General features: G+C 63.8%; 23 protein-coding genes. 7 read left to right on the top strand and 16 right to left on the bottom strand.

Features of this window, described 5'->3' with window-relative positions; all coding sequences use genetic code 11:
• On the bottom strand, positions 1 to 698 hold a 698-nt coding region (locus FJ942_RS19820; protein WP_140898717.1), incomplete at its 3' end, for an ATP-binding cassette domain-containing protein.
• A gap of 266 nt (positions 699 to 964) precedes the next feature.
• On the opposite strand from FJ942_RS19820, the gene FJ942_RS19815 reads away from it, so the two are divergent.
• Entirely contained in the window at positions 965 to 1240 is a 276-nt protein-coding gene (locus FJ942_RS19815; protein WP_140898715.1) for a hypothetical protein, read from the top strand.
• 46 nt (positions 1241 to 1286) lie between these two features.
• Here the strand turns inward: FJ942_RS19815 and FJ942_RS19810 are convergent, their stop codons facing one another.
• Positions 1287 to 2192, bottom strand: a complete 906-nt coding sequence (locus FJ942_RS19810) for a S1C family serine protease (protein WP_140898713.1) — start codon at positions 2190 to 2192, stop codon at positions 1287 to 1289.
• A gap of 234 nt (positions 2193 to 2426) precedes the next feature.
• Here FJ942_RS19810 and yghU point away from each other — a divergent pair, with 234 nt between their 5' ends.
• Positions 2427 to 3293: a glutathione-dependent disulfide-bond oxidoreductase gene (yghU, locus tag FJ942_RS19805; protein WP_140898711.1), complete on the top strand. Its 867-nt coding sequence runs from the start codon at positions 2427 to 2429 to the stop codon at positions 3291 to 3293.
• A 355-nt stretch (positions 3294 to 3648) separates the two neighbouring features.
• Positions 3649 to 4389: a sulfotransferase family protein gene (locus FJ942_RS19800; protein WP_140499042.1), complete on the top strand. Its 741-nt coding sequence runs from the start codon at positions 3649 to 3651 to the stop codon at positions 4387 to 4389.
• A 151-nt stretch (positions 4390 to 4540) separates the two neighbouring features.
• Here FJ942_RS19800 and FJ942_RS19795 read toward each other — a convergent pair whose 3' ends face one another.
• The 10 genes from FJ942_RS19795 to FJ942_RS19750 all read right to left on the bottom strand — a co-directional run bounded on the left by FJ942_RS19795 (position 4541) and on the right by FJ942_RS19750 (position 15776).
• On the bottom strand, positions 4541 to 5503 hold the full coding sequence (locus tag FJ942_RS19795; RefSeq protein ID WP_181169977.1) for a hypothetical protein: 963 nt from the start codon (positions 5501 to 5503) through the stop codon (positions 4541 to 4543).
• 33 nt (positions 5504 to 5536) lie between these two features.
• Positions 5537 to 6568, bottom strand: coding sequence for a hypothetical protein (locus tag FJ942_RS19790; RefSeq protein ID WP_140499046.1), 1032 nt, complete (start codon positions 6566 to 6568; stop codon positions 5537 to 5539).
• On the bottom strand, positions 6565 to 7386 hold the full coding sequence (locus FJ942_RS19785) for a hypothetical protein (RefSeq protein ID WP_140685669.1): 822 nt from the start codon (positions 7384 to 7386) through the stop codon (positions 6565 to 6567). Before FJ942_RS19785 ends, FJ942_RS19790 begins: the two co-directional genes overlap by 4 nt.
• Positions 7383 to 8804: a hypothetical protein gene (locus FJ942_RS19780; RefSeq protein WP_140499050.1), complete on the bottom strand. Its 1422-nt coding sequence runs from the start codon at positions 8802 to 8804 to the stop codon at positions 7383 to 7385. The genes FJ942_RS19785 and FJ942_RS19780 overlap by 4 nt, the downstream gene beginning before the upstream one ends.
• A 243-nt stretch (positions 8805 to 9047) precedes the next feature.
• A complete protein-coding gene (locus FJ942_RS19775; protein WP_140622913.1) occupies positions 9048 to 9818 on the bottom strand; it encodes an exodeoxyribonuclease III in 771 nt (256 codons plus the stop codon).
• 7 nt (positions 9819 to 9825) lie between these two features.
• A complete protein-coding gene (locus tag FJ942_RS19770) occupies positions 9826 to 10470 on the bottom strand; it encodes an alpha/beta fold hydrolase (RefSeq protein WP_140898706.1) in 645 nt (214 codons plus the stop codon).
• A 222-nt stretch (positions 10471 to 10692) separates the two neighbouring features.
• Positions 10693 to 11814, bottom strand: a complete 1122-nt coding sequence (locus tag FJ942_RS19765; protein ID WP_140898704.1) for a tetratricopeptide repeat protein — start codon at positions 11812 to 11814, stop codon at positions 10693 to 10695.
• Positions 11811 to 12719: a Ku protein gene (locus FJ942_RS19760; protein ID WP_140499057.1), complete on the bottom strand. Its 909-nt coding sequence runs from the start codon at positions 12717 to 12719 to the stop codon at positions 11811 to 11813. Before FJ942_RS19760 ends, FJ942_RS19765 begins: the two co-directional genes overlap by 4 nt.
• 225 nt (positions 12720 to 12944) lie before the next feature.
• Positions 12945 to 15431 (bottom strand): DNA ligase D, encoded by a 2487-nt coding sequence (ligD, locus tag FJ942_RS19755; RefSeq protein WP_140898702.1) that lies wholly within the window; start codon positions 15429 to 15431, stop codon positions 12945 to 12947.
• Between the two features lie 120 nt (positions 15432 to 15551).
• On the bottom strand, positions 15552 to 15776 hold the full coding sequence (locus FJ942_RS19750) for a hypothetical protein (RefSeq protein ID WP_140499061.1): 225 nt from the start codon (positions 15774 to 15776) through the stop codon (positions 15552 to 15554).
• 341 nt (positions 15777 to 16117) lie between these two features.
• Between FJ942_RS19750 and FJ942_RS19745 the strand changes: the two genes are divergently transcribed.
• Entirely contained in the window at positions 16118 to 17383 is a 1266-nt protein-coding gene (locus FJ942_RS19745) for an NAD(P)/FAD-dependent oxidoreductase (RefSeq protein WP_140739603.1), read from the top strand.
• A 107-nt stretch (positions 17384 to 17490) separates the two neighbouring features.
• A complete protein-coding gene (locus FJ942_RS19740) occupies positions 17491 to 18678 on the top strand; it encodes an ATP-grasp domain-containing protein (protein WP_140559830.1) in 1188 nt (395 codons plus the stop codon).
• 12 nt (positions 18679 to 18690) lie between these two features.
• Here the strand turns inward: FJ942_RS19740 and FJ942_RS19735 are convergent, their stop codons facing one another.
• From FJ942_RS19735 to FJ942_RS19720, 4 genes are all read right to left on the bottom strand, one after another.
• Complete coding sequence (locus FJ942_RS19735) at positions 18691 to 19509, bottom strand: class I SAM-dependent methyltransferase (RefSeq protein WP_140630571.1); 819 nt, start codon at positions 19507 to 19509, stop codon at positions 18691 to 18693.
• A gap of 22 nt (positions 19510 to 19531) precedes the next feature.
• On the bottom strand, positions 19532 to 20743 hold the full coding sequence (locus tag FJ942_RS19730; RefSeq protein ID WP_140898700.1) for a GNAT family N-acetyltransferase: 1212 nt from the start codon (positions 20741 to 20743) through the stop codon (positions 19532 to 19534).
• A 480-nt stretch (positions 20744 to 21223) separates the two neighbouring features.
• Positions 21224 to 22525, bottom strand: a complete 1302-nt coding sequence (locus FJ942_RS19725) for a hypothetical protein (protein WP_181169975.1) — start codon at positions 22523 to 22525, stop codon at positions 21224 to 21226.
• Positions 22522 to 23691, bottom strand: coding sequence for a glycosyltransferase (locus FJ942_RS19720; protein WP_140898698.1), 1170 nt, complete (start codon positions 23689 to 23691; stop codon positions 22522 to 22524). Before FJ942_RS19720 ends, FJ942_RS19725 begins: the two co-directional genes overlap by 4 nt.
• A 294-nt stretch (positions 23692 to 23985) precedes the next feature.
• Here FJ942_RS19720 and FJ942_RS19715 point away from each other — a divergent pair, with 294 nt between their 5' ends.
• Positions 23986 to 25146: a DUF1972 domain-containing protein gene (locus FJ942_RS19715; protein ID WP_140556373.1), complete on the top strand. Its 1161-nt coding sequence runs from the start codon at positions 23986 to 23988 to the stop codon at positions 25144 to 25146.
• Positions 25143 to 26402 (top strand): cellulase family glycosylhydrolase, encoded by a 1260-nt coding sequence (locus tag FJ942_RS19710; RefSeq protein WP_140898696.1) that lies wholly within the window; start codon positions 25143 to 25145, stop codon positions 26400 to 26402. Before FJ942_RS19715 ends, FJ942_RS19710 begins: the two co-directional genes overlap by 4 nt.
• The last annotated feature ends 10 nt before the right edge of the window (positions 26403 to 26412 follow it).

Genomic DNA, 26412 nt, shown 5'->3' with positions numbered 1-26412 from the left:
CCGTCGATCTCCACCACCTTGTTGACGATGCGGTTCATGAACTCGCGGTCGTGCGAGGTCATCAGGAGCGCGCCGTCATAATTCTTCAGGAACTGCTCGAGCCAGATCAGGCTTTCCAGGTCGAGATGGTTGCTCGGCTCGTCGAGCAGCATGGCGTCGGGCCGCATCAGCAGAATGCGTGCCAGCGCCACGCGCATCTTCCAGCCGCCGGAGAGTTTTCCGACGTCGCCGTCCATCATCTCCTGCGAGAAACCGAGACCGTCGAGCACTTCCCGCGCCCGGCCGTCGAGCGCATAGCCGTCGAGTTCCTCGAAGCGGTGCTGCGCCTCGCCATAGCGTTCGATGATCTCGTCCATCCGGTCCGCCTGGTCGGGATCAGCCATAGCCGCCTCCAGCGCCGCCATCTCGGCCGCCACTTCGCTCACCGGCCCGGCGCCGTTCATCACTTCGGCCACCGCGCTACGGCCGTCCATATCGCCGACATCCTGGCTGAAATAGCCGATCGTGACGCCGCGATCGACCTGCACCTGGCCCTCGTCGGGCTGTTCCTGCCCGGTGATCATGCGAAACAGTGTTGTCTTGCCGGCGCCGTTGGGGCCGACGAGCCCGACCTTTTCGCCTTTCTGCAAGGCGGCCGACGCCTCGATGAAGACAAGCTGACGGCCGTTCTGCTTGCCGATGTTTTCAAGTCTGATCATGAGTGGTCCGGGAGGCTGATGTGAGGGTGCGGGAGTTGCCCCGGCCCATACGCGAATGACAGCGGCGGGGAAAGAGGCAGAAGCGCCGCAGCGGGCGCAGCGCTCTTACGTCTTCCCACAGCGGAGGAGGGAGAAGCGCCCTCCAGACACACTTTAGAAACAAGATTCAACGTCCGGGAAAAAACTGGAGAAAAGCGGTGCTGCGATAACCACCCCCGCGGCGGCCGGAACCGGTCGCGGCGCAACGCAAAGGGATGGTCCCGAAAATGAAACCACGTTCGACCGGATGGATGGGTGCCCTGCTTGGCATTTCGTTTGCCATCAATGCGGTCGCATCGCAAGCACGCCAGCAGGCATGTGAAGAAGCCTGTACGCAAGCACAGCCACAAGCACGCCGTCAGGAAGCACAAGGCCGCGGCTTGATCTTCTCAAGCCCGAACAAGGAGATAGAACGGTATCTTGAATCTCTTGATCGTCTTCTTCTTGACGTCCTCCCAGGAAAAAGCCGCCCTCGCGCAAGCGACGGCGGCTTTTTCTTTTAGACTGGGCTGTGAGCTTTCCTTCTCTGCTGTCGAGAAGGTAACGCGCTCACTGCAATTGCGGCTTCTTCAGGAAACTGTCGCGGTCGGCGGATTTGACGCGCAGCCAGGTTTCGCGGCCGTCGCGCAGGACCCGCATCGGGATCTCGGCGCCGGCCGAACCGCTCTCCCATAGTTTGCGATAGAAATCGGCCAGCCCGTCGACCGCGCCGTCTCGTATGTCGGAGATGACGTCGCCCTCGCGCAGGCCCGCCTTGGCGGCCGGACCGCCTTCGGTCACGCTCATCACCACCACCCGGCCGTCGCTTTCGGCCGAGAGGGCGCCGAGCCATGGCCGTGGCGGCCGCGCCACCTGGCCGCGCGTCAGGAGATCGTCGAGGATGGGCGGCAACAGGTCGATCGGCACCACCATGTTGATATCGGCGACCTCGCCGTTGCGGCTCATCTGCAGGCGCAGCGACCCGACGCCGAGCAGCGCGCCCTTTGCATCGAACAGCGCCGCGCCGCCCCAGGAAGGATGCGCCGGCGCGATGAAGATCGCTTCCTCGAGCAGGTATTCCCAATAGCCGGCGAATTCCTGCTTGGTGACGATCCTGGCCTGAACCGACTGGCCGATGCCGTCGGCGAGCACCACGCTGTCCCCGATTTTGGCTCTGCCGGCGTCGCCCAGCGCCACCGCCGGCAGGCCAAGCGGCGCCAGCGCCTGAACCAGGCCAAAGCCCGATTCCTGGTCGTAGGCCAGCGCATGCGCCGGCACGACGCGGCCGTCATGGGTCGTAAGCCACACCTCTTCCGCCTCGGTAATGAGATAGCCGATGGTCAGCACCAACCCATTCTCGCGGATAACGACGCCGCTGCCTTCGCGCAGCGTGCCCAATGCCCCGGCAGTGAAGGCATCGTCTGGAATGGTGGCGCGCACCGCCACGACGGAGCGTCTGTTGGGATTGATGGGCATGCTCTTGTCCTGGACGGGCTTGGGGGTCACGTTCCTATAGGTATGGCACGCGAACCAAGGCGCAAGGGGTTGGGGGGCATCCCCTCCATCCTTTCGAAGCCCAAAGGGAAGATGAGGCATGGTCATTGACAATAGTTCAACGCAAGTTGAACTTTCCCGTTTGCAGCCCTAGCTGTAGGTGCAACTGCCAGTCCCGCTTCCAACCTGTCTCTCCCCACAATACGAGGCCCCGCGATGACCGAATACACTCCGCCGAAAGTATGGACCTGGAACAAGCCGAGCGGCGGCGCCTTCGCCAGCATCAACCGCCCGATCGCCGGCCCTACGCATGACAAGGTGCTGCCGGTGGGCAAGCACCCGTTGCAGCTCTATTCGCTGGCGACGCCGAACGGCGTCAAGGTGACGATCATGCTGGAGGAACTGCTGGCGCTTGGCCACAAGGGCGCCGAATACGACGCCTGGCTGATCAGGATCAACGATGGCGACCAGTTCGGCAGCGGCTTCGTCGAGGTCAATCCGAACTCCAAGATCCCCGCACTGATGGACCGCAGCGGCGCCACGCCCATCCGCGTCTTCGAGTCCGGTTCGATCCTCACCTATCTCGCCGAAAAGTTCGGCGAGTTCCTGCCGACCGACCAGCCGGCGCGCGCCGAGACCCTGTCCTGGCTGTTCTGGCAGATGGGCTCTGCCCCTTATCTCGGCGGCGGCTTCGGTCATTTCTATGCGTACGCGCCGACCAAGATCGAATACGCCATCGACCGCTTTGCCATGGAAACCAAGCGCCAGCTCGACGTGCTCGACCGCCGCCTGACCGAAACCGAATATCTTTCCGGCGCCGGCTACTCGATCGCCGACATGGCGGTCTGGCCCTGGTATGGCGGACTGGCGCTCGGCCGCATGTACAATGATTCCGGCGAGTTCCTTTCGGTGCAGGATTACAAGAGCGTGCAGCGGTGGGCGAAGGCGATCGACGAGCGCCCCGCGGTCAAGCGCGGACGCATGGTCAACCGCGCCTTCGGCGAACCCGCGATGCAGCTGCACGAACGCCACGACGCCAGCGATTTCGACACGAACACGCAGGACAAGCTCGCGGCTGAGTGAGCTGCGAGGGCGGGCAGCGGCGCTGCCCGCCCTCCGTTTGATTTTGCGAAAGCGTCGATGACGGCAACGTCTCACCTGGAGGCGTGGACATCACGCCGATCCGCTCCGCGCCGTTCAAGACGGCAATGCGTCTTCTTCTATCATCGTCCGACGTCAACAGCGGTCCTCTCACACAGGCCCCATAGAAATCTGTTGCGCAAATGCCGGCCAGGGCGCAACGTGTTGCCAGAAGATCGATGCAAGGGAGCAAATCGATCCTGCGGCGCGGCGTCCTTGTCGCGCAGGGCATGCCTAGGGTTGCCGCGGCGTCCTTTTTTGGCGCGAGCACGCGGCCTTGGTTTGGTCGGGGGAACAAATGACGCTCACGCTGATCGGGGCTGGCTTCGGGCGCACCGGTACATGGTCGACCTTCGTCGCGCTGAACAGGCTCGGCCTGCCCTGCTACCACATGCAGGAAGTGATCCTGAACAAGGCCAACAAGGGCCATCTCGATTTCTGGCGCAAGGTGGCCAACAGCCCGCCCGGCACGCAGCAGGACTGGAGCCGGGTATTCGGCAATTACAAGGCGACGGTCGACAATCCAGGCTGCTGCGTGTGGCGCGAACTGATGGCCGCCTATCCCGACGCCAAGGTGCTGCTCACCTTGCACCCGCGCGGCGCGGAAGCCTGGTACGAGAGCACCATCGACACGATCTACTTCACCGAGAATGTCTGGCAGTTCAAGATCCTGGAATGGCTGACGCCGTTCGGCCGGAAATTCGGCGACATGTCACGCAGGCTGATCTGGGGCCGCACGCTAGCCGGCGTCATGGGCAACCGCGCCAAGGCCGTGGAGCGCTACAACGCATATGTCGAGGAAGTGAAGGCGGCGGTGCCGCCGGAAAAGCTGCTGGTGTTCAAGGTCAGCGAAGGCTGGGCCCCGCTCTGCCACTTCCTCGACGTGGCGCAACCGAACGAGCCCTTCCCCAATCTCAACGACCGCGAGGCCATCAAGAAGATCATCGCCGACATCATCAAGGGCTCCTACATCATGCTGGCGCTAAGCGTGGCGGCCGTTATCGCGGTGATCGCGGCGCTATGGTGGTGGCTGGGGTAGTTGGGCGCCGTTCGTCGATCCCTCGGTGCAGCGGGAGCGAAGCGACGAAGGCTTTGCGATCCAGGCCACGCGATTGCGAAAAAGCGCTGCGGTCAAAACAAGGGCGTCGTTGTCGATACCGCCAAGCAGGCTGAATCGCGCGATCACCGCGTTAATTGGTGCCGCCGTCCGAGGACCGTCGTACCCGAATCTCGATACGCCGGCGTTCCCGAACATCGCCAACGTGGCTGCCGTCGGCGATAATGTCTCCCGGCATTACGAGCTGTGCCGCTGACAACGGGATGATCTTCACACTGCCCAGCCGTCCCGTCTGGATCAGCGCGTTCGCTACCGCGATCGCGCGCGAGAGCCCCAGCCCCGCATTGTCGGCCGGGGTCAAATCGCTGATAGCGCTGGCTCCGTTCATCGCCGAGATCGCAACCGCATCGAGGTTGGACGGCTTGGCCGGATTGATTTTCTGCTCATCCGTGTGACCGACGATCTCGACGACATCGACTTTGTAGCGTGTCAGCAAAGACAGAACGTCGTCCGTGACCTTGGTCTGCAAACGAGCCCGGAACGCGTCGGTGAGAGCAGCGCTGCCACGTTCAAATGTATAGCCGTCGTCGCTCAACGTTATCATCGGCGGCCACTGCATCGACGATTCAGCGTCCGCGCTCCTGTCGTTGGAGGCCGAGAGCGTCTTTTCAAGTCGGTCCAGCAGACGGGGGTCGGCGGCCTTGGCTTCGCTGATTTCGAGCAGCAATTTCCGCAGCGTCGGGTCTGACGTCGGCGCGGCATCGATGCCCTTTTCCGTAAGCCCGTCGATCACCGCTTTGGCCGCAACGAGCTCGGTCCAGTTGGCTGGCGGCAAAGGAAGCGCCGCTTTTGGAAACAGCGCCTGCAGGCGCGCCAGTTCGGCACGCATGTCGGCAAGCTGGCCCACCGTGATGTCCAGGTTCGCGGAGGCCTGCAGCTCGGCCATCCTCTCATCTTTTCGCTGTGCGATGCTGGCCGAGACCAGAAGGAGGCAGAAAAGCAGAAGGAGGAGAAGCTCGGCCATTGTGAGCCCAAGCACCACGCCTCGGCGATGGCCGCGTTCCCCTTCGGCGATAAGCGAGGAAGGCATCTTCATCGACATCGTCCCACACTGACCATGCAACGCGCTTTAGCCGCCACGCCAGAGCCGCCTGAATAGACCCTGCCGCGTCGGCGCTCGATCATAACCCTCAAATGTCGCCGCAAGTTTGTCGAGCACATCGCTGGCCCGAAGCGCTTCCGCCGTGGACTGTTCCAGCCCGCGCCGAAGCTCCGCCACATCGCCAAGACGGGAAGAGAAATCGCTCATGGCGGTTTCGATCGCCCGCTGCAAACCGGCCACGACCGGCTCCAGCCGAACCTCGATGACCTTGTCGGGTGTCGACATGCCAGCGAGCTTGTCGGCCATCATCTGTGTCGCGGTCGCAATCTGCGTGCTGGCGCTGGTCAGGATGGCGTTGATATCGTGAACTGCCTTGGCTGTCTGGTCGATGCCGCCCCGCAGCTCCTTGGTGTCTATTCCGCTCTGCATCGCCAGCGAGGATGCCCTGATGTGCTCGGAAGCTTCCTTGGCGAGCAGGTCCAGAGACTGGACCAGGGATTTCGCCGAGGTTTCCACTTGCGTTCGTATCTCGTGATAGCCCTCTTGCAGCATCTGCTGGTTGGAGCGTTGGAAATGGTTCATCTCGCTCAGGATGCCATCGAGTTCCCGGCGCACCTTGCGGGATGCTTCTGCGAGCTCGAGACGTGACACGCGTTCCACTTCCATGGGGTCGCGTCGGAGCTGATTGAAGACGATGCGAAATGCAATGCCGGCGATGGTGGAGGCAACCGCGATGCCGAAATTGCGCACGATCTCGTCGACTGCGCCACCGCCTCCATACTGGTAAAGCGAAACGGCGAGGCTGGTGAGCGTGAAGATGAAGCCCATATAGTAGAAGTTGTCCCCGGTTTGGTCGTCGCGCAGCCGGAGCCCGCGCGCGATCATGATCATCGCCGCGTAGCCCATCATCAGCGCGATCGGCACGAAGGTAACGACGAATGCCGACACGGAAAGCGATTTGGCCACGACGATGTAGGCGGCGCCCAGGCCGGTAAAAACGATAAAGACCAGTGGCGCCGCAGCGTCCAACTGCCGGCTGGCCACGCGCGGCCGCCTCACCCTTCAACTCCTTGCAACGACTTGGCAGAGCTGAAAACGCCGTGATTGTAATCAATCCACTGCTGCCAGAATGCCATCAACGCGACGCTGTCGACGGGCGACTTCGCCCGGCGTATGAGCCAGATCGACACGTCGCTACCAGCGAGATCCGTAGCGAAGCGGTTTGCCGCGGGCGACTTTTTGAAGGCATTGAAATCGGTGGAACCGCGGTAGTGTGAGAAGAATTCGGTATTCTCGAACATGTCCGAAACGACAATCAGCCGCGAGGGGATCGCACGCGCTTTCTGGGCGACCAGATGGCTGACGGCTATCGACTGAATGCCGGCCATGATCGGCGAGCTGTCGGCCTTGTTTGCCTCGACCGCTTTCTCAAGCGCGACCAGCAGCGGCTGGCCGAATCCCGCTTGCCAACGCTCTCGCGCCAGCGCCGCGTTGCCGGTGAAAGCACTGAGGTCGCCGCCATTGCCGGGGTTGCACAGCGAGAAGAGTTCTTTCGTATAGGGTACCGCTGATGTAAGGGCCCTGATCTCGAGCAAGCCACCGCGCTGGATGCCGGAGGCGGTATCGCGCAGCAGGGTCTGGATGTTCAGTTTGGTGACGTCGGCGATTGCATCCGTGGTATCGATCAGGATGATGGTTTGCGACGCAGCTCCGACGACCGGGCAAAGCCGATCGTCAAGTTCGACGAGTTGCGAGCGCGCCGAGACATAGACGTAGGTAAAGCCTATCGCGGCGGCAATGAGGCCGAGCGCGAATAGAATAATCCAGCCCCAGTTGACAAGGTTGGAAGGCGAGCGCCGGGACCGTCGACCGCTCATTGGGCTTCAGGCACCAGCACATCCAGTTCGCGATACTGCTTCAACGCAGCCTCGAACTGTTCACCCAGGGCGACCAGCATCTTGTCGAGGTCGCCTTGCGCATCCTTGATGGAAGCTTGCAATTCGTCGCTGTTCCATTCCCCGTCGCGGAAATACTGGACGCCGATGCGGCCGAGTTGGTATGGCCGCGAAAAGCGCTCCGGCGCGGGTGTCGTGCGTACAGCGATATTGGCGTCCCTGTAGATTCGGAACAGGCTGTTTGCCGCACGTTCAAGCTGAGCTTGGTGGGCGTCGAACAGCCCAACCAACCGAGAGCGATGGGCCACGATCGCATCGTGTTCTGTCCGCTGCTTGCTGAGGTCGGCGCGCGCATCGGCGAGTTCGTCCTCATAACCACTGCGAACATCGGAAAGCTCGCCGATCAGGCCTTGCCGCTTGTTTCGATAATTTGCCCGCGCCTCGTCAAGCCGGTGATCAACCGTGGCGTAGCCTGGATAAGTGTCACGCATGCTGAGCCCATCGATCAGGGCAAAGAGTGAAAACATCACACCGAGGAAGAAGAGTATCCAGGAGCGAAATTCGTTCAGCGCGAATGGCGCGCTTAGCAAGCGTCGCATCACCTCGTCGCCATTGGTCGCGATCGTTCCGGCAACCTCGCGGTAATGCGCCAGACCAAGATTGATGGCAATCGCTGCGCCGATATAGGCCGCGATGGCGAGAATGCCGACAAACTTACGGAAAATCGAGCGATGCGCGATCTCGCGCACGCCATAGAGGGCGAACATCAGCGCGACGCCGACATTGAGAATCGCGAAGATCAGCGCCTCGACGATGCCGCCGACCAGCCCGAGCTCGTTTCGCTTTGCAAGCAGTTCGCCATTGATGACGAGCTCTGCCATCACCAGCGCCACCACAAAGAGCCATTTCAACGTCGTACCGATGGCGGTGGTCTTCTTGCAGGGCCGGCGAAGCCCGTTCTGATCCTTGAAATCACGATGCCAGGACTCTGCCTCCTTCAGATCGCGACGCAGCCCATGCAGATCATCGATTCCCATCTGCAATTCGGCTTTCAAGTCGGAGAGACCAGCCGTGGATGCCGCTTTTATATTGGCAAAGCGCGATTCAAAGTCGAGGTCGATGAGACGCTGCCTGAACCCCGCAAGTTGGTTCTCCAGATGATCGTGGGATTGTTTCTGGGCGGCTCCGACCAATTCGATGATATCGTTTTCAACGGCATCGTAAGGTAGGTCATCGCTTTGAGGCAGATTCTCCCTGCCCCGCTTCTCGCCTTTCTCCGCAAGCCGCATATCCGTTGCAATGCGCTGGACGTCAATGTCGGGGAATGACTCTGTCGTCGGCCTATAGGCATGCGGCGGCCGCAACAGCCGTTGCTTGAGCTTTTCCAGTGACCCGAACATTCCACCCCACGTACACTCTTCCGACCACCCGGATCGAGGCTAGCGGTAAGCTCCGGATTCTTCAACGAGTTTCGCCCAATCGAAAGTGGAGCTTTTGCGGACGCAAAAGCACGGCAATTCCATCAGAATGACTGTCTACTGCTAGGGAGCCGTATTTTACTCTGCGCCGTATACTGTATGGTCGCTGTCGCCGAAGGGCGGAGAAAAAGAGAGCGGGCATTCTGCTTCGCCAAACGCCGCCCCTCACCGCAACTCCACCCACACCGGCGCGTGGTCGCTGGCGCCGTCCTCACCGCGCACGTCGCGGTCGATGCCGGCAGCCTTGAGCTTGCGGGCGAGCTTCTTCGACAGGAGGATATGGTCGAGCCGCAAGCCCGCATCGCGCGGCCAGCGGTTCCGCCGGTAATCCCAGAAGGTATAGAGCGTCTCTTTGGGGTAGACCTTGCGCAGTGCGTCCGTCCAGCCTTGCTCGATGAGCGCGGCAAAGGCTGCCCGGCTTTCCGGCTGTACCAGCGCGTTATCGTCATAGGAGCGTGTGGCATAGATATCGCGCGGCTCGGGCACGATGTTGTAGTCGCCCGCCAGCACCACCGGCAGGCCGGTGTCGAGCAGTTGTGCCGCATGCGCGGCGAACCTGTCATGCCAGGCGAGCTTGTACTGAAATTTCGGCCCCGGCTGCGGGTTGCCGTTCGGCGCGTACAGGCAGCCGATGACGATTCCGTTCACCGCCGCCTCGATGTAGCGGCTCTGCCTGTCGGCATCGTCGCCGGGCAGCACATCGCGCGTCAGCACCGGCTCGGCGCCCCGCGCCAGTATGGCGACGCCGTTCCAGGTCGGCTCCCCCTTCCACACCGCGCCGTAGCCGGCATCGGCCAGGGCAGTGCGCGGAAACTGCATATCGCGCGCCTTCAACTCCTGCAGGCAGACGACATCGGGTCTTGCCGCCGCCAGCCAGGTCAGCAGATTCTTCAGCCGGCTGTTGACGTTATTGATATTGAAGGAGGCGATTTTCATCGGCGGGTCAAGAGACGAGCTTGCCCGTCCAAGCCTTCACCGTTTCGGCCAGCGTCTTCAGATGATCGGCGGTCGAAAACCCCGAGATGCTCTTGCGCGGCTTCAGATCGTGATCGCCATCCTCCAACCATACGATCTCGATGCTGTCGGAGAGCCCATAGCCGGCAACCTCGTCGGGCGTGCCGAACTCGTCGCGCGTGCCCTGGAAGATCAGCGTCGGTATCGTCAACCCGGCCAGATGCTTGGTCCGCAACTGCTCGGGCTTGCCGGGCGGGTGGAAGGGATAGCCGAGGCAAAGCAGGCCCGAGATTTCGCCCCTGGCGAACATCTCGTCCGCCACCATCGAGGCGACGCGACCGCCCATCGATTTGCCGCCGATGATCAACGTCCCGGTCACGCCCCTCGCCCTGAGGTCGGCGATCGCCTTGATGTATTCCGGGTTCACTGTCTCGGCGCGCGGCGGCGGCTTGCGGTGGCCATAGCGGCGGAACGCCATATAGTGGAACTCGAACCGCGCGACCTGAAAGCCTACTGCCGCCAGCGCCTTGGCGGTGGCGGTCATCGAAGGAGAATCCATCGACGCGCCGGCGCCATGCGCGAGCAGGATGGTGACGGGAGCTGTGTCGTCGCCGTCGAAGAGGAAGGTGGTCATGGAATAGGGCTCCCGTGGCTCGGCGTTGGTGACCCCTTCTCCCCTTGTGGGACCCGAAGGGCGGGCGAGACCGTTGGCTCGCCCCGGGGGTGGTCTCGCGAAGCTCGGCCGGATCACGGATGTTCCAGGAAACGCAAACGCCTCATTCCGACACGCACCCCTCAACCGTCTCGGCGCTGCGCGCCGATCCACCTTCTCCCAAAACGGGAGAAGGAAAGAGCTTTACCCCGCCGATTTCGCCAGCTGCATGTCCACGAACTGCACGCCCTTGGCCGCAACTCCAGCCCACTCCGACTCCGCGTCGAGCTCCAGATACCGCGCCCACAGCCGCCGCGCTTCCAGCAAATTGCCGGCGTGGAATTCGAGCCGGGCGAGATTGAAAACCGGATCGGCGTAATTGCCGTCGAGCGCGATCGCCTTCCACAAGTGCCTTCGCGCCGACGCCGTCTTGCCCTCCTCGCTCATCAGCCCGGCGAGATTGAACCAGGCCTCGACGAAAGCCGGATCGAGCTTGATCGCGCGCGCATAGTCATGGGCCGCTTCCGCCGGGTGGCCGCCGGCGCGCAGGCAGTTGGCGCGGTTGAAGGCGGCGATCGCGTCGCCTGGATCGATGGCAAGGCAGCGCTGGTAGAGCGCGGCGGCACCATCATGGTCGCCGCCCTCCTCCGCCGCTTCGGCCTCGGCGAACAGCTCTTCCAGCGGATCGTCGTCGGAGGCGCCGAGATCGAACAGCAATTGCCCGTCGAGCTCGCTCTCGCCGCCATCCAGATAGATCGCATCGGGCCGCCCGGATGCCGAGCCGACCGCGAGCGACTTGGCGGTGAGCGAAGCCACCGGGCCGGAACGATGCACCGAGCGCGCGATCGCGCCCCATGTCGCGCCACCGGCGACCAGCCCGGCATATTTGCGCGCCAGGATCAGGTCGCGGAAGGAATAGGGTTCCGAGTCATGTTCGAAGGCATCGAACAGCGACAAGAGATCGAGGTCGGCGCCGGATAGCTGCGACTGATCGATCAGCGATTGCCGCGACAGCGAGGAGGCCTCAGGCGCCTTCATCAGTCCGAGCAGGCGCAGAAAACCGTTCTCGCTGAGCAATGTGCGCCCGGCGCCGCGCTCGGCGGCGACGCGGCGTTCGACCTCGACATCGCCGGTCTTCGTGAGCCCGGCTTTGACCAGCCCGGCCTTGAGCAGCAGACCGCGACCGAACACGACATGCGTGGTGCGCCGGATGACACCGCGCCTGAGTTCGCCATGCTGGCGCGCGACCTCGCGCGCCGCCAGCCTGAGCGGAAACGCCGCCAGCGCGCCGATCGTGCCGAATATGGCGCCGGCTGGTGCCGTCACTTCTTGCTCTTGCCGACCGCCTTCAGCAGGTTGGCTTTCAGCGGATTTTCAGCAGCGCCGCCCGCGGCCGCCTTGGCCTTGGCGGCGGGCTTCTCGTCGGCCTTGCTCTTCGACTTGGCCGGCGGCTTCGACTGCGACTGCGACAGGCTCGCCTTCAGCGCATCCATCAAATTGATGACGTTGCCGCGCTCGGGTGCCGCCGCGATGATAGGCTTGTGGCCCTTCAGCTTCTCGCGGATCATGGCCATCAGCGCGATCTCGTAGCGGTCCTCGTAGTTCTTCGGATCGAAGGTGGTTTCCTTCTGCTTGATCAGCGCTTCGGCCAGTTGCAGCATTTCAGGATCCGGGTTGCCCGCAGGGATGTTGCCGAAATATTCAGCCGTGCCGCGCACTTCGTTCGGGTTCCTCAACGTACACACGAACATGCCGTTTTCGCGCGCGCCGATCGTCACCACGCGCTCGCGGCTGGACAGGACCAGCCGGGCGATCGCCAACTTGCCGGATTTGCGCATGGCTTCGCGCAGCACGGCGAAAGTCTCCTCCGCCATCGCGCCGTCCGGCGCCATGTAATAGGGCGCATCCTGGTAGATGACGTCGACCTCGTCCTCGTCGACGAAGGCCTCGATGTTCATCGTGTGGTTGGATTCGATGCGCACCGCGTCGAGGTCGCTATCGTCGATGATGATGTACTGCTTGTCCTCGTACTCGTAGCCCTTGACCAGGTCCGAACGCTCGACCAATCCGAGTTCCGGATCGACCGGCTTCATGTTGATGCGGTTGTGGGTCTTCTTGTGCAACTGGTTGAACGAGATGCGCTCGCTGGCGCTGGTGGCGGGGTATAGCCGCACCGGACAGCTCACCAGACTGAGCTTGAGGTAACCTTTCCAACTTGCCCTGGGCGCCATGATGAACTCCTACGCGGCCATGCACTGAAACTTTTCGCAGCGCTTTCGTCCGAAGGACGAACAAGGCTGCGCAAATCCTACACCGACCCCGCACCTTACCGGCAAATCCTGACGAAATGTTTTAGGACGCCGAAAGGGCCGCGAGTAGAGAATAATTCAAATTGTCAAAAGCGTCGATGGACTTGGGTTTCCTCGCCCCCGCGAAGCGGGGGAGAGGAAACCAATTTATTTGAACGTGGGCAAATCCCGAGCAAACTCGTCGATCTCAGCCCACGGATCGCCCGACGTTTCCAAGAGTCCCGGCAGCGACGCATAGTTCAGGTCCTGCGGCGCGTCGATCGTCTCCAGATCCGCCCAGCTCACCGGCGTCGAGGCCGGCAGGTTGGTGCGGGCGCGCAGCGAATAGGGTGCGGCGGAGGTGTGGCCGCGCGCGTTGCGGTGATAGTCGATGAAGATGCGCTTCTTGCGGTTGTCCTTGCCCATTGTGGTGGTGAAGGTGTCAGGCGCGCTTGCCGCCAGATGCGTGGAAATAGCGCTGGTCGCCTGGTGCAGCGTCTTCCAGTTCTGCCTGGCGGTCACCGGCACGGTGATATGGATGCCCTTGCCGCCCGAGGTTTTGGCGAAGGGCACCAGCCCCAGCTCCTCCAGTTCGCCCTTGATGTGCACGGCGGCCTCCACCACTTCGCGCCAGGAGATCCCTTCGCCCGGATCGAGATCGAAGACGATTTGGTCGGGCCTGTCGAGGCTGGTGCGATGCGTACCCCAGGTGTGGAACTCGACCACGCCGAACTGCGCCAGCGCCAGATAGCCCTTTGCGCCCTCGACCGAGAGGTAGGATTTGGTCTCACCCTCGGAATTGGTCGCCTCGAAGGTGGCAACCGAAGGCGGCATGCCGGTGAAGGCATGGCGCTGGAAGAAGCAGTCCTTCGGCAGGCCGGTCGGGCAGCGCACCAGCGACACTGGACGCCCTAGAATATGCGGCAGCATGAAATCCCCGACCAGCGCGTAGTAGACGGCGATGTCGAGCTTGGTGGGCCCGGTCTTGCCGAACAGGCGCCTGGTCGGGTTGGTTACCCAGATCGTGGCGAGGTCAGCCTCCGCGATCAGCCGCTTGCGCTTGGCCGAAACCGGCGTCGAGAGGCCGACATCCCTGAGGCCGCGAAACACCGCATGGCGCAGAGCATTGTCCGCCGTGCGGTTGGCGTAATGGATATGGGCTGAAAACAGCGGCTTCACCCAATGCATCTCGCGCATGATTTCGCGCGGCGCGCCTTCGGGCGCCATGGCGCCTGATGTGAGCGGCTCCAGCCGGGCCAGAAGATCGGCCGCGGTCTCGGCGTCGAAGCCGGTGCCGACCTTACCGCGATAGTGAAGCTCGCCGTCCTCGAATTCGGCAAGGCCAAGCGCCGCCAGCCCCTCGGCTGCATCCGAAACCGTGTAGCCGGCGATGACGAAATCGCCGGTTTCCAGCGCCTTGGTCTTGGTCCAGCTCTTCGTGCGGCCGCTCTGGTAGGCCGCGGTTGCGCGCTTGGAGACGACGCCTTCCAGGCCAAGCTCCGAGGCCTGGTCGTAAAGCCCCTGCCCGTCGCCGCCCACGTGATCGCTGTACTGGATCGCGGAGTTGGCGCGCAGGCCGGCGAGCAGTTCGGCCAGCAGCGCCTTGCGCCTTTCCAGCGGCGCCTTGCGCAAATCCCAGCCGTCGAGATGCAGGAGATCGAAGGCGTAGAAATGCAGCTTGCTGCCGGCGCCCTCCGCCAGCGCGTCCTGCAGAAGCGCGAAGCGGGAAATGCCCTTGCCGTCGAGCACGACGATCTCGCCGTCGATGATGGCCTCCCGGCACGGCAGCTTGGCGAAGGCATGCGGCAGATCGCCATAACGCTTGGTCCAGTCGATGCCGCCGCGGGTGATCAGCCTGACCTCGCCACCTGTCAGATGCGCCATGGTGCGGTAGCCGTCGAACTTGATCTCGTGCAGCCAGGACTCGCCGGTGCGGTCGCCAGGATCGTCACCGCCCGGCGGTTTCGGCACCTGTGTCGCCAGTTGCGGCTCTATGCGGGCGGCGGGCGAGGTCTTGACCGCGCCGGGCAAGGCGCCGGGCTTCAGCGTACCGGGCCTTGGCGCAGCCTTGGCCGGCGGCGGCGCCACCAGCTCCTCGATACGGCGGCCGGATTTCACGCTCTCCGGCCGCTCTTCGAGGATGTCGAGCGTGGGATTGGAAGCGAGATCGCGCTCCTTGAACAGAAGCCAATTCTTCTTGCCCTCCTCTTCGCCGGGCTTCGGCTTCAGCCTGGTCAACATCCAGCCGCCATTGAGCTTTTTCCCGGCCAGCCGGAACTTGAAGGCGCCGGTGCGCAAGCTCTTCTCGACATCCTCCATCGGCGCCCAGCTGCCCGTGTCCCAGACGATCATCGGCCCGCCGCCATACTCGCCTTCGGGAATGACGCCCTCGAAGTCGATATATTCGAGCGGATGGTCCTCGGTCTCGACCGCCAGCCTTTTGTCGGCCGGATTGAGCGAAGGTCCGCGCGGCACCGCCCAGCTCTTCAGCACGCCGCCGACCTCAAGGCGCAGGTCGTAGTGATCCGCCGTGGCATGGTGCTTGTGGACGACGAAGCGGTTGCCCTCCTCGGCGATCAACCCACCCGCCGGTTCCGGCGTCTTCGAGAATTCGCGCTTGGCGCGGTAAGGTTTGAGCTTGGAGGGCGTCGTCATGGCATCGACCGTCGCAAGCCAGCCAATTGCAACAACAGAGCGCCATGCCTGCTCGAACGGTCCGATGCGGCATGTATCAGGGTGACTAGCCGAAACGTCGCTGCCAACCAGTCACCACGCTCAATCGTCGGCCGCCGGCGTCAGTTCGAGCTCAGCGGGCGACAGGCCCTGCCGCAGCTGGCTCAAGCGGAATTCGTCGACCCAGTAGGCCTCGCCATCGACCAGCACGCGCGCCCTATAGGTGCCGCCTGAAAAACTCTGCGCGGTGATGTAGACCTTGTGGCGGTCGAGCGCCTTGCGCACCGCGGCACGCTTGGAGTTCTGGCTGTTCACGGCACTGGACATGCGCTTCGCCCTCGGTCGCCCTGACACGGAACTCGACCGCGCTTCGCGGTCCGGCGACTGGCGTCAAGGATGGCGGAGAGCGGCGCGGGTGTCAATTTCCTCGCCGCGGCGGCTTCCCTGCAAGACGCAAGCATAGCCGACGGCATCGGCTCGATTATGTCCGCGAACCTGTGGGCTGGAACAGTATGACATCTTGTTTGGCATATGCGCCGAGGCGGCTCGGCGCTTCTGCTTTCCGCATTGTTAACCTCGGCGCGCCTAGGAATAGGCGGGCTCCGGCCGCGGCGCCAATGCGTCAGAGCGGCGCGGGGATGGCGCGGCCATCCAGGAGAACAAGGTTCATGACCGCTTCCGTGCGAAGCAATGACTGTGAAGTGGCTGTTGTCGGCGCCGGACCTTTCGGACTTGGCGTCGCCACGGCGCTCAGGGCAGCTGATGTAGACGTGCTTGCCTTTGGCAGCCCGATGGGCTTTTGGCGCGAGAACATGCCTCGGGGCATGCGGCTTCGCTCGCCCTGGCGCGCAACCTTTATCGGCAACCCGAACGGCCCGCTCTCCCTCGATTCCTACGCCAGCGGCCAGCGCGTCCAATTGCGCGAGCCATTGCTGCGGCAAGATTTCGTCGACTATGGAATGTGGGTTCAGGCTCAGGCGGTTCCGGATCTCGACACGCGCATGGTGAGCCGTGTCGAACGGACCAATGCGGGATTCCGGCTGATCCTTGCCGACGGCGATGTGGTGCGCGCCGGCCGCGTCATCGTCGCCATGGGCCTGAAGAACCAGGAACTGGTGCCCGCCGCCTTCACCGGCCTGCCCTCCGAATTGGTCAGCCATACCAGCGCGCACACCGGATTCGAAGCCTTTGCCGGCAAGCATGTCGCCGTCGTCGGGCGCGGACAAAGCGCCTGCGAATCCGCCGTCCTGCTGAGAAAGGCGGGAGCCGATGTCGAACTCGTCTGCCGAGGCGACATCCATTGGCTGGGCGCGCCGTCCAGCAGCCGGGGCCGCAATGTGCTAGGCGCCGCCGAGGAACTCCTGGCGTCGCCCTCGCGCGTCGGCCCCTTCCCGTTGTCCTGGCTGATCGAGGCGCCGGGTCTCGTGCATGGTTTGCCGGCGGCGGCACGACGCTGGGTCAATGCGCGTGGCCTCAGGGCCGGCGCGTCGGGCTGGCTGCTGCCGGACTTCGGCGGCATCGAGGTCAAGGCCGGCCGCGTGATCGTCGGCGCCTCCGCCAGCAACTCCGGAATAGACTTGCGGTTCGAGAACGGCTCGACCGCTTACGATCACGTCCTTCTCGCGACCGGCTATCGCATAGACATCGGCAAGCTCGGGCTCTTCGCCCCCGATTTCCTCGATGCGATAGCCTGCCGTGACGGATCGCCTGTCCTTTCCACGGGACTGGAATCGAACATTCCCGGCCTGCATTTTGTCGGCGCCAGCGCGGTCGCGAGTTTTGGCCCGTTAATGCGTTTCACCGCCGCCACCCCGTATGCGGCGCAGGCCGTCACCCGTTTCATACGCACTGCCAGAAGCAAGGGGCAGAACGCACGGCGCTCCACCGTGAGACTGGGCGAAGCCTCGGTTCCCGCCGGCCCGAAGCCGCGTTGAGCATCGCGGGCCCCGCCATGTATCAGCGCGATCAGGCGGGGCTCTCGCCTGTCAAAGCGGAAGAGCTGGGCAACCGGCCGTGCCGGACAGCATGTGAGGATGTAGGCTTGGCGACGTCAGGCGCAGTGTTTCTTGGGGGCGCGCACGGCACGCTTGCCCTGGCGCGCAGCCTCGGCGCGCAAAAAGTGCCCCTCACCTACATCACCAATGATTCGCCGCTGCCGGGCTGGTCGCGATTTGTCGGAGCCACCATCCGCTGGCCCGGCCCAAACGATGAGCGGGCGCTGCCGTTTCTGCTGGAAGCGGCGCGTAAACACCGGCTGGAGGGATGCCTCCTGATCCCGGCCGCCGATCCAGAGGTTCGCCTGGTCTCGGAAAACCTCGCCGCCCTGTCGGCGATCTATAAGATCTTGCTGCCTTCCTGGGATGCGTTGCAGTGGGTCTGCGACAAGCCGTTCCTCTACAGGCGGGCAACCGAGTTGCGGCTGTCCATTCCAAGGACCTATGACATCGCGTCCATGGCGCAGGCCTCATCCCTGGACATGGTTTTTCCGGTCGTTCTCAAGCCTCACATGGGCGGCGGCAACACCCGCATCGCCAGGGCCAAGGTCGTCCAGGCCGACGACAGGGCCTCATTTCTTGCCGCCTATCGCGACGCGGCCGAACAGATCGGCGGCCAAAACGTCGTCGTGCAGGAGCGCGTGCCGGGCGGGGGAGAAAGCCAATTCTCTTACGCCGCGCTCTGGAACGAGGGCAAGCCGATCGCGGAGTTCACCGCGCGCCGCTCGCGGCAGTATCCGGTCGACTTCGGCTATACCAGCACCTTCGTCGAGATCGTCGACGAGCCCCGCGCCGTCGCTGCCGCGCGCACATTGCTGTCGTCGATCGGCCATAGCGGCCTGGTCGAGGTCGAATTCAAGCACGATTGTCGCGACGGCACGCTCAGGCTTCTCGACGTCAATCCGCGCCCCTGGTCGTGGTTCGGACTTTGCGCGCCTGCCGGCGTCGACCTGGGGGCGATGCTGTGGGAGACAGTGAACGGCCGGGCCACCGCAGCCGCTACCGCTCGCCCGGGAACGGCATGGATGTATCTGGCCCGCGACGCTGTTTCATCCGTGACGCTGATGCTGGGCGGCAGGCTTGGCATCGCGGCCTATGTCAACTCCTTCGCGACGGTTCGATCCTGGGCGGCGTTCGCCTCAAACGATCTGCTGCCGGGGCTGATCGAGCTGCCGCTGACGGCATGGCGGGTGCTGACGAGACGGCTGCTGAACCCGGCCGGCCGCCGGCGCTGACAAAATCGCTCTTTATGACGGCCGGTAGTCGAAGATCGCGTAATCGATGGTCCGCACCGCGTCGAGGAAACGCGGCATGGGCGGCGTCACGCGTTGCTGGAAAGACCCAGCATCGTGGATGGCGGGCTTCGCCCATTCGATGGCCCTGTGGCTCGAACTGCCGTAAACGACGAGGCAGGGCCGCGGGTGCCGTTCCAGCGACGACATGAGATTGCCCAGCACGATTTCGAACACGTCCCTGGAAAAGGGATTGTAGAAATAGACCAGCAGCGGCGTCGGCGGGAACTCATACGTCGCGGCATCCGCTTCGATGACCGCAATCTGGCGGCATTTCTGGGCCGGGCTCTTATATCGCTCGATGTTGCGCCGGGCGATTGCGACGAGCTCCCGCGCGAACTCCACACCGACAATCGCGGCGAATGGATAGTGCGAGGCCAGCAGGAGCGTGCGCGACTTGCCCGAACCGATGTCGATGAAGGTGTAGTCTGCGAGATCGTCCGTCAGCCTGTCCATGATGAAGGCGAAGGATCTGGGCGACGTGCAGACGCATTCATTGCCCTGGTCCCGGTGCGGTCCGACGACATCGAGCGCGTCGAGCCGGATCGAACCCGCCGTATCGACGCCATTGTCGCGATCCCACCGGCGCGCCAGCCGGTCGGCAACGAGATGGCGGATGTTGCGTGCGACGAAGCGGCCGCTGTCACCGAGGCCATGCCGCCGCACGAGCCGGAACGGTTCGAGGAGTCCTTGCTGCCGGACGAACCGCAGCGCCCTTGCAATGCGTCCTCTCGACCGGTCCTGCAAATCGATGCTGTACGTTTTACGGTTCATTGCGGATCGGCTCGGTTGCCTGTCAGCGCAAGCGGCGCAGGCCGCGCACCAGGCCTTGGCCCGCCTTGAGCAGCCGCGGTTTGGAGCGAATGAAAAGCTCGATCCGGCAGCGCAGCGAAATATAGGCGGTGGCGCCCCATCCCCGCAGCGTCATCGACTGGCACAGTTCGGCCAGCACCGAACTGGCGGCGCCGATATGCTCCTTATAGCCCTGGCTGCCGACCGAAAGGTCGAAATAGTCGAACCCGTGCCCGCGCCCCCACATCATCAGCTTGCCAAATGTCGTCAGTCCCGGCGGGGCGACGGCATTCTGGTCGATCCCGAGCAACAGGGTATGGAGCGTGCCTTTCCTGACCAGTACATAGATGACGGCGAGCCAGGCTTCCCCTCCGCGCAATCCGAAGATGCGCACCGAGCCGTCGGAAAGGCCATGCAGCGCGGCATCTCGGTAGAAGTCGACGACGGGCTCCTGCGTCAAAAGGTCGAAACGGCCGAGCTCGCGAAACCGCTTCAGTCGCAGTTCAAGGAGCGTGTCAAAGAGCGTTTCCGTCAGCGCCGGCGTGTCGGCCTCGACCAGGCTCAGGCCGCCGCGCTTTTCGAGGCGGCGGCAATGCTTGTGAAAGCTCTTGGCGAAGGAGGGCCTGCAGATGCGCTTGATAAGCGTTTCCGGTTCGCCGTGCAGGATTAGGCCGGAGGTGATCTGGAGGGAATCGTGCGCCGCCGAAAGCAGCGCCAGAGGATTGGCGACTCGTTGGATCTGTTGCGGGATTCCCAAGATATGGATGCGATCCGCCGGTGGCAGCACGGCGCGGACTGCCGCCCATGCGGCGTCGGCGCCTTGCCTGGTCCATGCCCTATCATCCGCCAGCAGCGGTGCCGAATAATCGCAGACGCCGCAGCTCAACCATTCGATCACGGAGTGGCCCAGCGCCCGGCGCCGCATCAGCGGCAAAAGCATGACCGGCGCGCCCGTGGCGGCGTCGTTGACCTCGACGACAAGCAGTTCCGCGCCTTTGGGCATCAGCCGTTTGGCGATCCCCTCGACCCACGCATAATGCTGATGCGCGGTGCACACGCCATCGGCCTGAAATCGCAGCCAGAGCGGCTTTACAGTGTCGAGGCTGGTGTGCAGCCGGGCTTTGAAGCGCGCGGCTGTACCGGCGCTGGCGGCAGTCGGGGACAATAACCCATCGGATAGATCCGTCTTGGGAGCCGTTCCCGTGGCTTGCCACATGCTTCTCCTGTCCTCCCGGCCGGCCATAAACATCGTCCACGCAAGCAGTGTAAACCCCGCCAACTCAGGACCGCTCCGGGCAGCCGTGCGTTGGAGCGCACGAAAGCCATGGTTGCGGACCAATGGCAGCGCTTGCGATACCCCCGCATCGTAAACCACGGCAAAGTTCGGTCAGGACCAGACCTTTGGCGCCATTATGTTCGTTGCTTTCGCCTACCGGCCGATGGCCGAACTAGTCGAACCTTTGCCCGCGTGCCCAGCTCGTCGACCTGCCATGAGGCCCGGTGAGACGTTGGGCACTTGCGCTCAGGTCGATCGCTAGCATCAAAGCATGAACGGTGCGTTGATGGACACTCAGAAATTGCACCGATCGGTCGTGCCACGTCGGGGCCATTCGTGAGACCACGCCGACGACAAACGGGGCCTTCCCGCCGCGTGCGTCCGTTACACCCTCACTGCCTCGCCTGCCACCGGTCTCTGCTACCGTTTTACCGGGGCGAACGGGACCGACCGCCGCCACCCGCCCAACCAGCTGTCGCGCTGCTGGTCCGGGTGCTCGATGTTCCATATGCGGTGACGTGCGAAATACCATGACGCCGCAAGGACGAAGATTTCGGAGACCGCGGAACCCAACAGCGACCACGGCGGAGGCGCGATTGCCAGCAGGATTGCGATCAGCGTCAGCCCGATTATTGCGCCACCGGTCGTGATGAACGCGACGGTCCGGAAATCACCGAGGACCTCAAGGATGATGCGAGGCATGACATAAAGCATGACCGGGATGAAATTCGCGATCACGAAAAGTCCGATGAATCCGACCGAGGCATCCTGGAGGGCCTGGGATTTTATCATCGGCAGGACGAATAGGATGGCACATCCATAGACGAGGCCACCGATCCCCATGACCAGCGACCAGATCTTCGCTTGCGCCCAGACACGGCTTGTTTCGTTGTTACGCATCAGCTTCGCCAGCTCCGGCTGCGTCATGTTGAAGAGAGCAAGGCTGATGATGCGTAGTGGGGCAAACAGCACGAGGACCGCCGCCAGCGGTGCGTAAGCGGCGGGTCCGGCAATGCCCGCGACCAGCAGGGCCAGGCATTGACCCTGGATGTTCGTGGTGGTCGCGCTGAACGCCGACCAGCGCAGCTGCGGCCAGAGCCTTGTATAGCGGCGGCGCGTCGGCATGCGGAAGCTGATGCGAGGTGTGCGGCGCGCCAGCCGAACCAGGACGACGATGCCGAGTAGATTTGCGGCCGCAAGCGCATAGAACACGGTTTGCAGCGCGTCCTTCGCCAACCACATGGTCAGTCCGGTCAGGATGATGCCGGTGATCGTGAAAGCGGCGTCGCTGATGGAGACGATCACCTGCTGGCGCCGAGCGAACAATGCCGTGCGCATGTGGCTGCGCAGCGACCATGCGCCGACGAAGCAGCCCGCGGCGATGCCGCTCGGATCGCCCAGCAGATGCATCAGGATCGCCGTGCCGACCGCCATCAGCAGCGACACTACCAAAGCCGCTGTTCCGAAGGCCACGTCATGGGCATCGACGCCGGCACTGTTGGTGCTCTTGCCCATCCATATCGAGGCGGGGACGGCAGTGAGCGAGCGGATGTACGACAGGCCGACGCCGCCCATCACCATGCCGATAGCGAAGAGACCGTAACCTTGCGCCGACAGTATGTGCAGCAGCGCGATGTTGAGGGCAAAGTGAAAGCCGCTCTGCATCGCCTCGCCGCCGACCATCAGCACGAGGCGTCGCAGCAGATGGACCGGGAATTTCACGGCCGGGTCTCCGCCTGGCGGGCGGTTGCCGGCCTGCCCGGCCTCGCCATCGTCACTTTCAGCTTGTCGGCGGCGATCGCCGCGATCGCGGCCGCTGCGACCGGTTCGCTGAAGACTGTCTCGTAGCGCGCACGGCCGGCGGCAATAAAACCGCGCCAGGCCTCGGGCCGCAGGATGATCGCCTGCAATTTCGCGGCAAGGGCGGCGGCGTTGTTCGGCGGAACATGCCAGCCGGTCTCCCCGTCGCTGACCACCTCGACCAGCCCGCCGATCGCCGATACCAGTGGCGGCCGACCATAGGCCATCGCCTCGATGGCGACGCGGCCCAGCGATTCCGGGCGCCGCGACGGAACGGTGACGATGTCGGCCCAGCGGTAGTGTTGCGAGGGGTCCGATATGAACGGCAGCACGCTGACGCGATCGGCCAATCCCATGGTGTTCACCAGCTCGGCCAAGGCCAGTTCGCGCTCGGTGCTTTCGAAAGCGCCGCCCACCAGCCGCACTTCTATGCGCGAGCGCAATTCCGGCGGCATCGAGGCGACCGCCTCGAGCAGCACCTCCTGGCCCTTGATCCTGTTGATGCGGCCGAGCAGCAGCACCCGCAACGGCCGGCTGCCGTCATAGTGCATCGGCTCGACCGCAGGCGGGCCGGCAACGCCATTATAGACCACATGCGTGCGTGAACGTCCGGCAATGCCGAAAGCGGCGCGCGTGGCGCGTGAATTGAAGATCAGGTCGGCATGGCTCCAGCGCATCAAGGCGACCAGGATCGTGCGCATGAAACCTTCGGGGATCTCGTGGATATGCAGGACAGCCTTGTGAGGCAGCAGGCGGGCGGCCAGCGCATAGTCGGCCACGATCGAGGTGTTGACATAGACCAGATCGCATTGCCTCAAACGTCGCCATGCCCGCCATAAGGCCAGCGGCAGGCGCGCCATCTCGACGGTCGCGAGGCGCAGGATGGCTTGGCGCCGCAACACCCAGAGCGGCTCGAAGACGATCCGGCTGGCATGCGGTTCGAGGATATGCACGATCGGCCCGCTGCGCGGCAGCACGACTTCGATGTCGGCGGACGGAAACGCGGCGCGCAGGGCTGCGACGCTTTCCGCGAAGCTTCGGTCGGAGCCATAGAGTTCGTAGCCCTGATGAACGCAGGCAATCCGCATCTTAATATCCCGCCAGGTTCATACCCCATCCAGCATCGCGCGAGGCGGATGGCTGCCGAAGTCCAGGGGCAAGAATCATGCCCGGTCCGCTTTCCCAGGCGGTTAGGCCGAGGAACCCCAGCAACGCCTCGTTTCGATACAGATACGCCCGGAAAGTTGACCGATAATGAAACAACTCCGGCGTTTGGTAAGAATTTTTTACGACGTTCTGCGACAGTTGCTCCCACTCTTGCCCGGCTGGAAGTCGCAGGGTGGGTTCTGGTGCAATGAACATTCCGGAAAGTCCCGTCGGCCATGACATCAAAGCCCTCCATCCTGATCCTGGGAACGCGCGGCATACCCGCGGCCCACGGCGGTTTTGAAACCTTCGCCGAGAAGCTGGCGCTTTTCCTCGCCGGACGCGGCTGGAGGGTCGGCGTTTACTGCCAGGACGAAGTCGAGCGTGTCGAGCACAGGGTGCGCAGCGAAACCTGGCGCGGCATCGAACTCATCCACATCCAGGTCGCCTCGAAAGGTCCGCGCGCGACGCTGGAATTCGACTGGCAATGCGTGCGCGATGCCGTGCGGCGGCCCGGCGTGTGCCTCGTGCTGGGTTACAATGGCGCGCTTTTCCTGACCTGGCTCAGGCTGATGCGGCGCAAGATCATGACCAACATGGACGGCATCGAATGGCGCCGCCCCAAATGGGGCCTGTCGGCGCGAAGCTGGTTCTGGCTCAACGAATGGATCGGCGCCTGGACCTCGCATCGCCTCGTCGCCGATCATCCTGTCATCGCCGATCATTTGGCGACACGCCGGCCGCGCAGCGCGATCGTCACCATCCCCTATGGCGGCGATCCGGTGACGACGGCGCCGGAGGCACCGGTCAGGGCGCTCGGGCTCGAACCTGGAAAGTACCTGATCTCGATCGCACGCATCGAGCCCGACAACAACATCCTGCCGATCGTCGAGGCCTTTTGCAGCAAAAAGCGCGACATGAAGCTGGTGGTGCTTGGAACGCTCTCGGATGAAATCCCCTATCACGCCGCCATCCGCAAGGCCGCGAATGGCTCGGTGGTCCTGCCCGGGGCCATCTATGACCAGGCGACCGTGAAGGCGCTGCGGTACCACGCGCGCGCCTATATGCATGGCCACACGGTCGGCGGCACCAACCCGTCATTGGTCGAGGCGCTGGCGGCCGGCAACATGGTGATCGCCCACGACAATCCCTACAACAGGTGGACCGCGGGCGCCGCCGCCCTCTATTTCACCGATACCGGCACTTGCGCCGGCCGGATCGATCGGGCCATCGAAGACGACGCCCTGGTCGAGAGTTGCGGTGAGGCCGCCAGGGCGCGCGCCCGCGAAGCCTTCCGCTGGGAAGACGTGCTGCTGGCCTATGAGAATGAAGCCTTCCGGCTGCTCGGCGTCGTCGCCGGCGAGGCCGTTCCGGTCGACCATCCCTCGCACGCATGACGACGTGGTCGCGCCGGCGGGTTCTCGGAGCGGCGCTGTCCACGGCGGCGTTGTTCGCGCCGCTTTCTCCCGTGTCGTCCAGCCTGGCCGCCACCGGCGAATGGCGCTTCCGGCGCGGCGTCAACGCCTTCCCCTGGTTTTCGCTGACGCGCGAATTCCCCGCACCCCGTACCGACTACGACTGGCCTCCATTCCAGCAGCGGCCGGTCCCGACGGCGGCCGATCTGCGCAGGCTGCGCGCGACGGGTCTCGATTTCATCCGCCTGCCGGTCGATCCCGGCCCGTTCCTGGCCGGCGATGCCGGCACGCGCGGCCGTTTGCTGGCGATGCTCGATCGGGCCGTCACCGCCGCCCTCGACGCCGACCTCGGCATCATCGTCAACGTGCAGGCCAATAGCGCGACCCACTATTGGAATCCGCACCGCATGGTCTCCAGCACTGCCGCGCCCGCCTTCGATCTCTATCGGACGCTGATCGGCGAGCTTGCCGGCCGGCTGGCGCGGTTTCCATCGGGCAAGGTCGCGCTGGAGCCGGTCAACGAGCCGCAGCAATCCTGCGAGTCCAACGTCTGGTCGCAGGTCCAGTTCGCGCTCCTGACCGAAGCCAGGGCATCGTCCGTTACCCTGCCGCTGGTCGTGACCGGTGGCTGCGGCTCCATGGTGAGCGGGCTGACCGCGCTCGATCCGGCGCCGCTCTCGCCCTTCGAACCGATCCTGTTCACCTTCCACTTCTACGAGCCCTACCTGTTCAGCCACCAGGGCGCGCCGTGGATGAGCGAGCCGGTCTACCGCTCGCTCAACAACGTGCCGTGGCCCGCCTCGGCCGGTTCGCTCGAGGCGACGCTGACTTCGGTGCGGGCGCGCATGGCCGAGGACACCGAAACCTCCGAAGCGGACAAGAAAGCCGCCTACGCGGAAACCGAGCGCGTGCTGAAGGTCTATTTTGACGCCCAGCCCGGCCGCTGGTTCATCGACAAATATCTTAGCCAGGCGCGCGATTGGGCCGATAGCCACGGCATCGCGCCCGAACGCATTGTCATGGGTGAGTTCGGCGCGCTGCGCACCGACGCCCGCTATGTCGCCGCGCCCGATCCCGACCGCGCCCGCTACATCGCCGACGTCAGGCAAAGCGCCGAGTCGTTCGGCTTTGCCTGGGCCTTTTGGGCCCTCTTCGACGGCATGGGCATGATGGACGACACCACGCGCGCTCTGGACCCGGCGATGATCGAGGCGCTTGGGCTGGAGATGCCGGGCTAGACGGCCTATC

Origin of the sequence: Mesorhizobium sp. B2-4-2 (genome assembly GCF_006442845.1) — a bacterium.
Taxonomy (GTDB): domain Bacteria; phylum Pseudomonadota; class Alphaproteobacteria; order Rhizobiales; family Rhizobiaceae; genus Mesorhizobium.
This window is presented reverse-complemented; position numbering and strand designations above follow the sequence as displayed.